Annotated in this window: 13 protein-coding genes and 1 tRNA gene; 2 read left to right on the top strand and 12 right to left on the bottom strand. The window is 28.0% G+C overall.

What is annotated here, in order from left to right; translation table 11 throughout:
- Window positions 1–57 precede the first annotated feature (57 nt).
- Window positions 58–1,116, top strand: coding sequence for a glycosyltransferase family 61 protein (locus ACTT9R_RS03150; protein WP_440926608.1), 1,059 nt, complete (start codon window positions 58–60; stop codon window positions 1,114–1,116).
- On the opposite strand, the gene ACTT9R_RS03145 is transcribed toward ACTT9R_RS03150, so the two are convergent.
- Window positions 1,113–1,919, bottom strand: coding sequence for a DUF4422 domain-containing protein (locus ACTT9R_RS03145; protein ID WP_440926607.1), 807 nt, complete (start codon window positions 1,917–1,919; stop codon window positions 1,113–1,115). The genes ACTT9R_RS03150 and ACTT9R_RS03145 overlap by 4 nt on opposite strands.
- 40 nt (window positions 1,920–1,959) lie before the next feature.
- Between ACTT9R_RS03145 and ACTT9R_RS03140 the strand changes: the two genes are divergently transcribed.
- Window positions 1,960–2,736 carry a hypothetical protein gene (locus tag ACTT9R_RS03140; RefSeq protein WP_440926606.1) on the top strand — a complete coding sequence of 259 codons (777 nt, stop codon included), beginning with the start codon at window positions 1,960–1,962 and terminating at the stop codon, window positions 2,734–2,736.
- Between the two features lie 11 nt (window positions 2,737–2,747).
- Here ACTT9R_RS03140 and ACTT9R_RS03135 read toward each other — a convergent pair whose 3' ends face one another.
- The 11 genes from ACTT9R_RS03135 to ACTT9R_RS03085 all read right to left on the bottom strand — a co-directional run bounded on the left by ACTT9R_RS03135 (window position 2,748) and on the right by ACTT9R_RS03085 (window position 14,393).
- Window positions 2,748–3,869 carry a hypothetical protein gene (locus ACTT9R_RS03135; RefSeq protein WP_440926605.1) on the bottom strand — a complete coding sequence of 374 codons (1,122 nt, stop codon included), beginning with the start codon at window positions 3,867–3,869 and terminating at the stop codon, window positions 2,748–2,750.
- Window positions 3,870–3,936: 67 nt separating this feature from the next.
- Window positions 3,937–4,026: transfer RNA gene (locus tag ACTT9R_RS03130), tRNA-Ser, on the bottom strand.
- 11 nt (window positions 4,027–4,037) lie between these two features.
- A complete protein-coding gene (locus ACTT9R_RS03125) occupies window positions 4,038–4,823 on the bottom strand; it encodes a glycosyl transferase family 17 (protein WP_440926604.1) in 786 nt (261 codons plus the stop codon).
- A complete protein-coding gene (lepA, locus tag ACTT9R_RS03120; RefSeq protein WP_440926603.1) occupies window positions 4,823–6,631 on the bottom strand; it encodes a translation elongation factor 4 in 1,809 nt (602 codons plus the stop codon). The genes ACTT9R_RS03125 and lepA overlap by 1 nt, the downstream gene beginning before the upstream one ends.
- A gap of 9 nt (window positions 6,632–6,640) precedes the next feature.
- The gene (gene pheT, locus ACTT9R_RS03115; RefSeq protein WP_440926602.1) at window positions 6,641–9,049 is read right to left on the bottom strand and encodes a phenylalanine--tRNA ligase subunit beta; all 2,409 of its coding nucleotides are present in this window, start codon (window positions 9,047–9,049) and stop codon (window positions 6,641–6,643) included.
- Window positions 9,046–10,113, bottom strand: a complete 1,068-nt coding sequence (gene pheS / locus ACTT9R_RS03110) for a phenylalanine--tRNA ligase subunit alpha (protein WP_440926601.1) — start codon at window positions 10,111–10,113, stop codon at window positions 9,046–9,048. The genes pheT and pheS overlap by 4 nt, the downstream gene beginning before the upstream one ends.
- A 43-nt stretch (window positions 10,114–10,156) precedes the next feature.
- Window positions 10,157–10,513, bottom strand: a complete 357-nt coding sequence (gene rplT, locus ACTT9R_RS03105; RefSeq protein WP_440926600.1) for a 50S ribosomal protein L20 — start codon at window positions 10,511–10,513, stop codon at window positions 10,157–10,159.
- A gap of 2 nt (window positions 10,514–10,515) precedes the next feature.
- Window positions 10,516–10,722 carry a 50S ribosomal protein L35 gene (gene rpmI / locus ACTT9R_RS03100; RefSeq protein ID WP_023854436.1) on the bottom strand — a complete coding sequence of 69 codons (207 nt, stop codon included), beginning with the start codon at window positions 10,720–10,722 and terminating at the stop codon, window positions 10,516–10,518.
- A gap of 53 nt (window positions 10,723–10,775) precedes the next feature.
- Window positions 10,776–11,321, bottom strand: coding sequence for a translation initiation factor IF-3 (infC, locus tag ACTT9R_RS03095; RefSeq protein WP_440926599.1), 546 nt, complete (start codon window positions 11,319–11,321; stop codon window positions 10,776–10,778).
- Window positions 11,322–13,238, bottom strand: a complete 1,917-nt coding sequence (thrS, locus tag ACTT9R_RS03090; RefSeq protein ID WP_440926598.1) for a threonine--tRNA ligase — start codon at window positions 13,236–13,238, stop codon at window positions 11,322–11,324.
- Window positions 13,239–14,393 carry a glycosyltransferase family 4 protein gene (locus tag ACTT9R_RS03085; protein WP_440926597.1) on the bottom strand — a complete coding sequence of 385 codons (1,155 nt, stop codon included), beginning with the start codon at window positions 14,391–14,393 and terminating at the stop codon, window positions 13,239–13,241. It lies immediately after the preceding gene.
- Between the last annotated feature and the right edge of the window lie 23 nt (window positions 14,394–14,416).

Raw genomic sequence — 14,416 nt, 5'->3', positions numbered from 1 at the left:
TTTAAAATATTTGATGTAATTTAAATAAATTAAAAACCTAATTTAATAATACATATTTTGAAAAAACTTTATAAATCAATTGTTAGTCAATATTTTAAATTAATTTATGGAAACATTAGATTTGTGCATCACAATTCAAAAAATTTTATTTTAAAAAGGATATTTAAATTAAATAAACAATATATAATTTATAAAATACCAAGTTGTAGAATATATACAACCACCATACATGATACAGCTTATTTAAAAGACAATAAAATAATTAAAGATATATCTTTCCAAATAAGAAAAAATGTAAATGCAAGTATTAAAAAAAATTTAGTTTTAAGCAAAGGTACACCAAAAATCCTTAAAAAGTTTAATGGTTCAATTTTAAGCCTCCTTACAGGAGGGGCTGGTAATAATAATTACTGGCACTGGTTATATGACTCTATCTCGAGAATTGGTATCTTGGAAAAAAATATGAGACTGAATGATTTTAATTTTTTTTTAGTCCCAGACAAAAAATATAAATTTCAAAGAGAAACGCTTAAACTTTTAGGAATAGAAAAAAAAAGTATTTCAAGTAAAAAATTTAAACATATTTTTGCAAATAATGTTGTTGCTACAAATCATCCATGGCAATTTTCAAAATCTGCTCACAAAGATATTGAAAATGTACCAAGTTGGATAACATGGTGGTTGAGAAAAAGGTTTTTAAAATTTAAATCAAAAAAAAAATTTTATAAAAAAATCTATATTGATAGGTCAGACTCTTTATTTAATAATAGAAGAATAGTTAATGAAGATAAAATTAAAAAATTGTTAACTGAAAAAAAATTTAAAATTTTAAAATTATCTAATTTTTCTTTTATTGAACAAATCGGAATATTTAATTCGGCAAAAATTATTGTTGGTAATCATGGCGCTGGTTTTACTAATTTAATTTTTTGCAAAAAAAATACTAAAGTTGTTGAATTTAAAGATAAAAACACAGCAAAAATATTTAATAAAATAAGCAAGGACTTAGGATTAAATTATAAATCAATACTGGGTAATAGAATAGGAAAAGATAAAAAGAACCAAAATAATAATTTGGAAATTCCATTATATAAGCTTAAAAAATTAGTTACTTAAAGATTTCTATCTTTAAAATATATTGGCCAATTTATAGGATTTGCATATGTTTTAAACCAATAAGATAAGAATCTCTCTGCTAAAAATCCATAAATTCTTTTTTGACCATAACCTTCGCCCAGATCAAAACCAAAAATTTTTTCACATTTTTCTAACCATGAAAAAACGTCATTATAATAATCAAATAACACTTTTTTATTTTTACAAATAAACATGTTGTACGGATTAAAACAGGTTTCTGTATTAACAAATTTTCTAAATTTTTCTTTATCTTTGTTAGATAATTGATCTATTGCTTTATCAAGATTTCCATAGCCATGATACATATCAAAATGAATTTTGATTGTAATGTTTTCTTTATTTAAAAAAAGGAAAGGGTTTTTAATCAAATTTTTTTTTCCATGTTTGAGAATTTTACTTAATTTTGTTTTATTTGTAAAAATAGGCTCAACTAGTACAGAATCATAATTTTTCCACTCGTCTGGGACTCTTCTTAAAAAATTCTCATCTAATAAATTAAAATCACTTTTCCTTTTATCTTGTGCCCAAAATCTTCTATAAGTGCAAAAACCTATCCAGCCGTTATAATTTTTATCAATTATATTATTCTTCCATAAATTATAATGAAAAGTATATTCTCCATAATAAGGATTCTTTTGGCAAATGTTATCGCCTTTTTTATCAGTCAACCATCCTTCAACAAAATTGTCGTTGCCTAATCCAACCGGTATATAATTTTTATCAATTATATTTTTGTAATCTGATTTAAATAAAGATAAACAATAAATATTGATTTTATTCATGTTTTTTTTGTGATAATTCAATAATATCCTCAATTTATATATGCTACCAAAAATATTTAAACCAAATAATGAATATGAGCTTATTCGAATAGGTTCAAACAATGATGGTGGGTATTTGGTAGAAAAAAAATCACTTTTTGAAACAGAATATTTAATTAGTTTTGGATTAGGATTAAATTGGTCTTTCGAGAAACATTTTTATAATCTGAATAAATGCCCAATAGACTGCTATGATCATACTATTAAATATTCATTGTTAAAAAAATTCTCAAGGAAAAATATTTTTTATTTATTAAAATTGGAAAACATTTTAAATCCAAATTTACTAAAAGAGCGTTTAGAAAATTTATTTATTCATCAAGATTATAAAAAATTTTTTATTGATAAAAAAAGACATATTAGATCCGCAATAGGGATAGGAACAAATAAAACAAATTTGAGTGAAATTATCAAAAATATAAATTCATCAAATATTTTTTTCAAAATTGATATTGAAGGTTCAGAATATAGAATACTTGATGAAATTATAAATTATCAAAATTTAATTTCGGGATTAGTAATCGAATTCCATGATATTGATATACACAGAGAAAAAATTGTTAATTTTATTAAAAATTTCAAACTTAATGTCTGCCATATACATGGACAAAATCCAGGTGGCGAAGATTATCTAGATAAAAATAAAGATCCAATCCAAATTGAGATGACTTTTACAAGATCAACTGCAATTAAATCAAATAAACCTAGAATTCCTCACATTCTTGATCAACCTGCTGATGAAAGATTTCCAGATGTAAAATTAAATTTTGAGGATTAAAAATTTAACTTTTAATTAAAAGAGATATTATTTGTAATCTCATCAGCTATAATTGTATTTCCCTCAATTGTTAAGTGAATATCATGTGGTAGATATAAATAATTTAACCAATTTTTTTTTTCTTTTTTTATTTTTCTAAATTCAGGAAATACATTTATCAACTTATTACAGTTAGATTTAACACATAAATTAAGTGCAAATTTCTCCCAATTAAATTGTGTCTGACCAAAATTTAATGTATCTGGCCACGGCATTATGATTATATAAAATTCTGAATTAAGATCTGTGGCTTTTTCTCCAAGTTTAACAATATTATTCTCAATATCAGATAAACCTTTTTGTATTTGTCCACAATTCCACCATTTAGTTTTTTTTTCTTCTTTATTGCATCCAGTTAAAACTTGGTGATTTGTATAAATAAAACCTCCAGTAGGGTTTCCGTTTACTGGTTTATATTTTTTCTCATTATTTTCTTTAATTTTGGTATTTTTAACTTTTCTTAAATAAGATCTAACTTTTGATGAAATTAAATAAATACCTTTCAAATTTTCTTTTTTAAATTTGGAAAAACCTTTATTTTTTTTATAGAAAATTTTTTCATTTTTAAGATATGGTTTATCATTAACAATTTCCCATCTGTTTGCTTCGTCTCCAACATCTGTCAAATCAATTAACACAAAAATTTTATTTATATTTAATTTTTTTTCTGAAAACCTATTTAATAAGTAATTATATACTGATGGTGAATATGAAGGAACACCAAGATTAAAAATATTATATTTTTGAAATCTTTCCTCTAATATGCCTACGAAAGTATCTTCCCAATTTGATCCTACCCCAAACGTTTGGGAATCGCCTAGAAAAATTATATTTTCATTTTTGGGTAACCTTTTTTTTCCAGAATATCTAAACCCATTTTCATCTGTGTAAACCTCAAAAGAATCAATACTAGAAATTAATCTCATATTAGCAAAACAACTATTTTTCATTTTATAAAATCTTCCATCATAAGTATGCTCATAGCACTTGTGATCAACACTCTGTTTAAAAATAAATCTACTAAAAATCACATCAGAAATTAAATATAAGAATGTAAACAAAAAAATATTTACAGCTATTATTTTTGTTTTCATAAATTTCATTATAATCCTTAGGAAAGATATTGGTAAATAGAAGTTTTTTTATTTTAATATAAAATTATGGCGGAGAGGATGGGATTCGAACCCATGAAAGAGTTTCCCCTTTACACGCTTTCCAAGCGTGCGCCATCAACCACTCGGCCACCTCTCCAAACAAATTAATTATATTATCCAATCTTTAAATTTTTCTTGATTTAAATAAATATAGTTAGGAAATGATTCATCAAATGGAATTTTCTCAAATATTATATCTCTATTAAATAAGTCAACTTTAGAATTAATCGCATTATTAATTTTTTCAAATGTGTTGTAAATACTATTGTTGTATTCTGCATGCGCATAAGAATTAAGTTTCAATTTAATTTGATTTGGATTCATTAAAAATGAAAAATGCCATCCACCATTCTTAATAACATTCCAAGTAACTTTATAAAATTTCCAAAAAGGGACTTTTTTAACTTTTTGATCTCTCAGCCATTGTGGTGATTTTAAATATTTTTTTTTACAAATTCTACTTCCATACCACAAAGGTTCAGTCATATTCTGAAGATTAATTTTATAGTAAAACATTTTTTGCTCAAAAACAGAGAATTTATAATTTTCAATCGAGTTTAGATTTGATACGTTGGGTATTTCATCTATGTCAGAAATCATTACATAATCATCATCTTTTGCATTAACTAGTCCGTTCAAAATAAATTCACGCTGATAATTTTCTCTTCCCCAATTGGATAAGTTTTTTGGAAATTTTTCAATTATTAAGTAAATAATTTTGTCTTTAAATTTTTGAAAGTTATCTATTTTAAAATTAATTTTTTTTTCATTCCCTTGATGATCAAACTTAGATTCAACAATTACAAATTTATAAATATGTTGGTCTAATGAATTAAGTCTTATATCTAAAATCAGATCTTCATTATTATATAAAAAACAATCAAATATCCTCATTACTTTTCTTTACTAATTTTTAAAACACCAATAAATGCTTCTTGTGGTATCTCAACTCTTCCAAATTGTTTTGATCTAGCTTTTCCTTTTTTTTGTTTTTCTAAAAGTTTCCTTTTTCTATCTGTTGCTCCACCCCCGTGAATTTTAGTTAATACATCTTTTTTAAATCCCTTAATTGTCTCTCTTGCAATAATTTTGCCTCCAATTGCGGCTTGTAGTGGAATCATAAAATTATGTCTTGGTATTAAATCTTTTAATTTTTCACAAACTTCTCTTCCAGTTTTTTGAGCAAAATCTTTATGTATCATCATAGCTAAAGCGTCAACAGGTTCACCATTTACTAATATTCCGAGTTTTACTAAATCACCTTCTCTATGTTCAATTATTTCATAATCAAAACTTGCATATCCACTAGTCATTGATTTTAGTCTATCATTAAAGTCAAAAACAACCTCATTCAAAGGCAACTCATAATTTACAACAGCTCTATTACCTGAATAACTTAAATTAGTCTGAATTCCTCTTTTATCCTGACACATTTTTATTATAGAACCTAAATATTGATCAGGAGTAATGATTGTTGCTTTTATCCATGGCTCTTCAATATATTTAATTAATGTTGGATCAGGTAAACTTGATGGATTTTGAAGATCAATTATATTTCCTTTGTTGAGGTGAACTTTATAAACAACTCCAGGTGTAGTGGTTAATAAATTAACATCAAATTCCCTTTCTAATCTTTCAGTCACTATTTCCAAATGAAGTAATCCTAAAAATCCACATCTAAAACCTAAACCCAAAGCAGATGATGACTCTGGCTCAAAAGAAAAACTTGCATCATTCAATTGTAATTTAGCTAAACCATCTTTAAGTTTTTGAAACTCAGAACTATCTACTGGAAATAACCCACAGAACACTACCGGCTTACTTGGTTTAAATCCTGGCAAGGCATCTTTTAAAGGTTTTGAAGCATCACAAATCGTATCTCCAACTTTTGTTTCAGATAAAACTTTAATTCCTGTTGTAATAAATCCAATTTCACCTGTTTTAAGCTCATTTATGTCTACTGGTTTTGGTGTAAAAACTCCAACTTTTTCAACAATATACTCCTGATTGGTAGACATCATTTTTATTTTCATATGTTTTGAAAGGTTGCCATCTATCACTCTGACTAAAATCACAACACCTAGATATGTATCATACCAACTATCAACCAATAAACATTTTAGAACTGCGGAACTTTCTCCTTTTGGAGCTGGCAATGTTGTAATAATTTGCTCTAAAATATCTTCTATTCCTTCTCCAGTTTTACCTGAACATGGGATTGCATTTTCAGTATCAATTCCTATAACTTCCTCAATTTGTTTTTTTGTTCTATCTAAATCTGATGCAGATAAGTCTACCTTGTTTAAAACTGGTACAATCTCATGATTAGTATCTAAAGCTTGATAAACATTTGCTAATGTTTGAGCTTCTACCCCTTGTGTACTATCTACAATTAAAATTGAACCTTCGCATGCATATAAAGATCTGCTAACTTCATAACTAAAATCAACATGGCCTGGAGTATCAATAATATTCAAAATATAATTTTTTCCATTTTTAGCTTTGTAATTTAATTTAACTGTTTGAGCTTTAATTGTGATACCTCTTTCACGTTCAATATCCATAGAATCTAAAACTTGAGCTTTCATTTCTCTTTCAGTTAATCCACCACAACTATGAATAATCCGATCAGCAATAGTAGATTTTCCGTGATCTATATGTGCAATAATTGCGAAATTTCTTATATTATCAATTGAACTCATTAATTTATTTTAGGAACGAATTTTAGCACCAGTTTTATTTTCAACTGTTTCTATTATTAAATTATTAATTTTTTCCAAATCATTATCCGTCAGAGTTTTTTCTGAAGACTGAATTGTTACACTGATAGCAATTGATTTTTGATTTTCAGGAATATTTTCTCCTTCATAAACATCAAATACTTTAATGTTTGAGATTAAATTTTTATCAATACTAGATATTACACTTATTAAATCTTGTACTTTTATTTTTCTATCAACAATAAATGCAAAATCTCTCTCAGATTTTTGAAAATCTGATACCGAATATTTTGTTTTTTGGTCTTTTAAAGGTTTTTTTGGTAATTTTAAATTATCTAAAAATATTTCGAAACCTACTAAAGAGTCTGTTTTAATATCTAGCGTTTTAATGATGTTTGGATGAATTTCACCAAAATAAGCAGCAACATTATCTTTTCCCTTATTTAAAAATATTCTGCCTGATTTTCCTGGATGATAATAACTAGGGCTTTCATCATCAATATAAAATTTCTCTGAGTCATAACCTGCTTCAACTAAAGTTTGGGTAACATCTCTTTTGATATCAAAAACATCTACATTTCTCTCTTTTTCAATCCATGAAAGTCTAGATTTTTTCCCAGCCGACAACCCACAAACGACCGTATTCTGAGCTCCAGGTTGTGGGCCATAAAATATTGGTCCTATTTCAAATATTGATAAATCTTTAATTCCTCTATCTAAGTTTTTGCTCATGTACATTACTAGATTTGAAAAAATAGAATTTCTTAATACTCCCAATTCAGAGCTAATTGGATTTACAATTTTTATTTCTTTATTGCCTTCTTTAAAGTGATCGTTATATTTTGAATCTGAAAAAGACCAAGTAATTGCTTCCAAATACCCTTTGGATGCTACTGCCCTTTGAAGAAAATGAAATAACTTTTGAGTTGGATTTAAAGTGTTTTTTGATCTTTCTTTAATAGGGTTTTCTATTTTTATTTTTTCATAACCACTAATTCTTACAAGTTCCTCAACTATATCAATTTCTTGAACAATATCTGGTCTCCAAGATGGAACTGATAATTTAAAGAATTTTTTTTCTTTTTTTAATTTAAAACCAAGTTTTTCTAAAATGTTTATCATTTCTTTGGTTGAAATTTTAAAACCAGTTATTTTTTCAAATGTTTTTGGTTCAAATTTTATTACTTTGTTTTTGTAAGATTCTATTTTTTGAATATCTATTTTACTAATTTCACCACCACAAATTTCCTTTATTAAAATAGCTGCTTTATTTAATCCATTTTCAATTGATAACTGATCAATACCTCTTTCAAATCTAAATTTAGCATCTGTATCAATATTCAAATTTTTAGCAGTTTTTCTAATTGATCTCGGATCAAAATAAGCCGACTCTAATAAAACATTTTTTGTATCTAACTCTGTACCAGATCTTGTTCCTCCAATTATTCCACCTAGACCTAAGACACCTTTGTTGTCACTTATTACACACATTCCATCATCTAGTTTATAATTTTTATTATCTAGAGCAGTAAATTCTTCTCCTGATTTTGAATTTCTAACGATTATTCCCTTATCAATTTTGTCAGCATCGTATGCGTGCATAGGACGATTAATATCAATCATGATATAATTAGTTATATCTACAATTGCAGATATTGGTTTTTGGCCTATAGAGATTAATTTATCTTTCAACCATTGAGGACTTTCTGTGTTTTTGACGTTTGTTATTAAGCAGCTACCAAAAGATAAACAGCCTTGACTTTTTTCTTTTGTTATTTTTACTTTTAAAGTCTGTTTTTTATTAGATTTAATTTTTTTATCTTTTTCTGGTTTTAAGTTTCCAAAACCTGCTGCTGATAAATCTCTTGCTATACCCCTAACACCAAGACAGTCTGGTCTATTTGGCGTAATAGATAAATCGATAAGATTAGAATTTGCTTTAGAAAAATAACTTTTTCCAATATTTTTGTAATATTTAGACGACGACAGCTCAGTAATCCCATCACTTTCATCTGATAAATTTAATTCAGACTCGGAACAGAGCATTCCATAAGATGTAACATCTCTTATTTTAGCAACAACAAGCTTACTTTTATTTTTTGGGATTATTGCGCCTGGTGGGGCATATACAGTAAGGAGGCCCTCTCTTGCATTTGCAGCACCACAAACAACTTTTTTGATTTCTTTATTACCAACATCAACATCACAAACTTTAAGTCTGTCTGCATTAGGATGCTTTTCTGTTTTTATAATTTTCGCAACCTTAAATAAATCTAATCCCTCAGATAAATTTTCTATACTCTCAACCTCAAGACCTATGTCTGTTAGTTTCTCAAGAAGTTTATCTTCTTTAGCACTTGTTTTTAAATGATCTTTTAACCAATCATATGTAATCTTCATCTGCTTAGACCTCTATAATTTGAAGGAACATCAAGCGGATCAAAACCAAAATGATTTAGCCATCTGTAGTCACAATCAAAAAACGCTCTTAAATCATTAATGCCATATTTAAGCATTGCTAATCGATCTATACCTATACCAAAGGCATATCCTTGATATTTTGAAGGATCTACTTTTACATTTTTTAAAACATTAGGATGCACCATGCCACAGCCTAAAATTTCAAGCCACTTATCTCCTTCTCCAATAATAATTTTACCATCTTTTATTTCATAACCAATATCAACTTCAGCTGATGGTTCTGTGAATGGAAAATGACTTGGTCTAAATCTCATTTTAATTTTTTCAACTTCAAAAAATTCTTTAATGAAATAATTCAAGCATCCTTTCAAATGCCCCATATTAATGTTTGTGTCAATATGTAAACCTTCTACTTGATGAAACATTGGTGCGTGTGTTTGATCACTATCAGATCTATAAGTTCTTCCTGGAGCAATGATCTTAAATGGGGGATTATCTTTTAACATAGTTCTGATTTGAACTGGTGAAGTATGGGTTCGTAACAAAACCTCTTTGTTTTCATCTAAGTAAAAAGTATCATGCATATCTCTTGCTGGATGATTGTCAGGTGTGTTTAAAGCAGTAAAGTTATTATATTCATTTTCAACATCAGGGCCTTCCTCAACACTAAATCCTATTTCAGAGAAAATAGAAGAAATTTCATCAATAGTTTGTGATACTGGATGAACTTTTCCTCTAACGAATGGTCTTTCAGGTAAAGTTATATCAACTTTTTCTTTTTCTAATTTTTCGTTTATTTTTTTTCCTTCTATCTCACTAATTTTAGAAATTATCAAATTCTGAAGTTCGTCTTTAGCTTGATTTAAATCTGATGCAAATTTTTTTCTATCAGTCTCTGGAATTGACCCTATAGTTTTAAATTTTGATGAAATTAAACCATTTTTACCAAAGAGCTCGGTTTTGATTTCATTTATTTGATCAATACTTAAATCATTTTCTAGCTTTGATATAAACTGATCTCTAATATTTTTTATCTCTGACATATTAGTAGATTATTTCCTTAAGAAATAAAAACAATAGCGAAGATTAATTTAAAGCTGATTGAGCTTTTTGTACAATTGTTTTGAATGCTTCTGGGCTATCGAAGGCAATTTCAGCAAGAATTTTTCTATCTATTGCAATACCACATTTATTTAATCCATTGATAAATTTTGAATAAGTTAAGCCTTCAGCTCTTACTCCTGCATTGATTCTCTGTATCCACAATGATTTAAAATCTCTTTTTTTATTTCTTCTATCTCTGTAAGCGTATTGCATAGATTTTTCCATAGCTTGCTTAGCTGCTCTAATGGTATTTTTTCTTCTACCCCATTGACCCTTTACAGCTTTTAAAACTTTTTTATGTTTAGCTTTACTAGTTACACCTCTTTTAACTCTTGCCATTATTAACCTCTTAGACTGTAAGGCATGTATGACTTAACAATTTTTCCATCTTGTTTGGACAATGTCGTAGTGCCTCTTAGTTTTCTTATTTGTGAGTTCGTTCTTTTAATCATACCGTGTCTTTTACCTGCTTGAGCAGAAATAACTTTGCCCTTGGCAGATATTTTAAATCTTTTTTTTGCTGAGCTTTTTGTTTTGAGTTTTGGCATAATTCAGCGGACTTATACAAAGAAAGATATAATTTTACAACCTCTATTAAGGCTTATAAAGGCTGAATTACCATAATCATTTGCTTCCCGTCAAACTTGGGATGCAATTCTACCTTACCGATATCCTTCATATCTTCTTTAATTTTGCCCATTAGTTCATTTCCTAGATGTGAGTGCTGAAGTTCTCTACCTTTAAATCTTATAGTGAATTTGACCTTATCTCCTTTTGCTATGAATTTTTTAGCATTTTTGACTTTAAACTCATAATCATGAGTTTCAGTAACAGGTCTCATTTTAATTTCTTTTAGAGAAACAATTTTTTGTTTTTTCTTTGCAAGATTTGCTTTTTTCTGAGCATCATACTTATATTTACCCATATCCATTATTTTACATACAGGAGGATTTGCATTAGGTGCTATTTCGATTAAATCTAAACCTTGATTTTTTGCCATGGAAATAGCTTCATTGGTATTCATCACTCCAAGATTTTCTCCATCACTTGCAATAACTTGTACATCAGGAGAAGAAATTCTATTATTAGACCTTGGACCTCTGTCCTTGGATCTTCTTTGAAAATAATTTTGTTTAATGTCTGCCACTTAGTTTGAGGATGCCTTATTTAAAGCAGAGAATGTTTTTAAGAATTGATCTATACCCATATTTTCTTGTTTATTAGAGTCTAATCTTCTAATCGTTACTGAATTGGAGTCAACTTCTTTTTTACCACAAATTAATAAAAGCGGTATTTTTGCTAAAGAATGATCTCTTATTTTATAATTTAAATTATGATTTTTTAAATCTACTGCAGAACTTATACCTGAATTTTTAATTTTATTTGATACCTCGACTGCATAGTCATTAAATTCTTCTGAAATAGGTATTACCATAGTCTGTAAAGGAGATATCCAAAATGGAAACTTGCCTGCATAGTTTTCTATTAAAATCCCAATAAATCTCTCTAGAGAACCAAATAATGCTCTGTGCAACATAACAGGAACTTTTTTAGTTCCATCTTTGTCAACGTAAGAAGCATCTAATCTTCCAGGTAGATTTAAATCTACTTGTAAGGTTCCACATTGCCAATCTCTTCCAATAGCATCTCGTAAAACAAATTCAATTTTAGGGCCATAAAATGCTCCCTCACCCTTATTAATAGTATATTCTAATTTAGAGGCTTTAACAGCTTCAAGCAAAGAAGCTTCTGCTTTATCCCATACTAAATCATCACCAACTCTTACTTCTGGCCTATCTGCATATTTTAGAATTACATTTTCAAAACCAAGGTCTTTATAAATATCTAGTATTAAATTTGTAACAATTAAACATTCACTAGTAATTTGATCTTCAGTACAAAAAATATGGGCATCATCTTGAGTAAAAGCTCTTACTCTTAATAAACCATGTAAAGCGCCTGATGGCTCATAACGATGAACTTTCCCAAATTCAGCAAAACGCAAAGGAAGATCTCTGTAACTTTTTAAGCCTTGATTAAATACCTGAATATGACCAGGGCAATTCATAGGTTTAATTGCAAAAACTTTCTCATCTGGTGTTTCAGATGTATACATGTTTTCTCCATATTTTTCCCAATGCCCAGATTTTTCCCATAATTGTCTATCCAGCACCTCTGGGGTATTTACCTCTTTATAACCAGCCGCATCTTGTCTGCTTCTCATGTAATTAATGAGTTTTTGAAATAAACCCCATCCTCTTTCATGCCAAAATACTGAGCCAGGGCTTTCTTCTCTAAAATGAAATAAATCCATTTCTCTACCTAATCTTCTATGATCTCTTTTTTCTGCTTCTTCTATTCTTTTCAAATATTCATCTAAATCTTTTTGAGTTGCCCAACTCGTACCATATATTCGTTGTAACATTTCATTATTAGAGTCTCCTCTCCAATATGCTCCTGATACTTTTGTAAGTTTAAAATATTTTCCGATTTTACCTGTGGAGGAAAGATGTGGACCTCTACATAAATCATGCCATTCTCCATGAAAATAAATTGATACATCTTCGTTTTCAGGTATCGCTTCAATTAACTCAGCTTTATAAATTTCTCCTTTTTTTTTGAAATGGTTAATTGCTTTGTTTCTATCCCAAACTTCTCTTTTTGTTATTTCATTCCTGTCAACAATCTCTTTCATTTTATTTTCAATTTTTACTAAATCATCCTCTGTGAATGGTTCTTTTCTAGCAAAGTCGTAATAAAATCCATTTTCTATCACAGGTCCAATTGTAACTTGAGTGCCTGGAAACAATTCTTGAACAGCCATAGCTAAAATATGAGCTGTGTCATGCCTTATAGTTTCCAAGCCCTCAGGGTTTTTTGAAGTAAAAATTTTTACAGAACAGTCATTTTCAATTAGAAAATCAAGATCCTTTAGCTCACCATCAACACTTATAACCATGGCTTGTTTAGCTAATGATTTACTAATTTTTTCAGCTACTTCCAGTCCAGTAACTTTATTTGGAAAATCAATATTGTTTCCGTCAGGTAATGTTATTATCGGCATTTAATTTAATAATCTCTTATACTCTGAATAAGTAGAAAAGCACATTTTTTCAACATTAAATTTTTGAACTATGTTTTTTCTTCCTTCATTACCAATTGATTTTAAAAGAGTTTCATCCATGTTAAGAGTTCTTAATATTTTATTACTTAATGATTTGACATTTCCTGCTTCATATAAAAATCCAGTTTTTTCATCAATTATTGTTTCATTAGAACCTCCAATGTTACTTGCTATAATTGGTTTCTCCATCGATTGTGCCTCAACAGCAACTCTACCAAAAGCCTCTGGTTCAGTTGAGGCTGAAACAATAATATCAGAAACTTTATAAGCTAATGCCATATCCTTGCAATGATCTATGAACCTTATTTGTTTAGACAACCTGTATTGCTCCGAAAGTCTTATTAATTTTTTCTTATATAAATCCCTACCTTGATCACTACCTAGAATGACAGCATAAAATGCTTCATAACCCATTTGTATATTCACTAAATTAATTGCCTCTATAAAAACTTCCTGTCCTTTCCAAAAAGTTAATCTACCGGGTAAAAGTATAATTTTTTTATCTTTTTCAATATCCCATTTTTTTAATAATTTTTTTTCATCAATTTCGATTTTGGTTGTTGGGTCAAAGTAGTCAACATTTATTCCTCTAAAAATAACCATTAATTTTTTTTTCTCATCTAAATATTTTGAATAATTTTTCTTAATATGAGAAAAAATAAAATTAGATCCTGCAATAATTAAATCTGCTCTAGTCATTACTGAGTTATAGATTTTTTTTATATTATTCTTAAAATTGTATGTTCCGTGAAATGTAGTTACAAATTTTCTTCCAGTGATTTTTGTTGCTAACAAACATGACCAAGCAGGTGCTCTACTTCTTGCGTGAACAAGAGAAATATTATAAACCAAAATTATTCCAATTAAGATAAAAGCGTTAATTAAAATTAGTAGTGGATTTTTGCTTTGCACTGGAAGTCTAAATATTTTAACTTTTTTTCTATCTACAAATTTAAGTAATTCACCACCACTTGTTACAATAAATGATTCACAATTATTTTCTGGTAAATAATGTGCAATATCATAACAGCCTGTTTCAGCTCCTCCATATCCTAATTTTGGAATTACTTGTAAAACTTTTAAATCAGATGACATTTGATATGATTATATATTAATAG

It is taken from the genome of Candidatus Pelagibacter sp. (assembly GCF_052049835.1).
In the GTDB taxonomy this organism is placed as follows: Bacteria; Pseudomonadota; Alphaproteobacteria; order Pelagibacterales; family Pelagibacteraceae; genus Pelagibacter.
The sequence above is the reverse complement of the archived record's forward strand: the minus strand, read 5'-3'. Positions and strand labels throughout refer to the sequence as shown.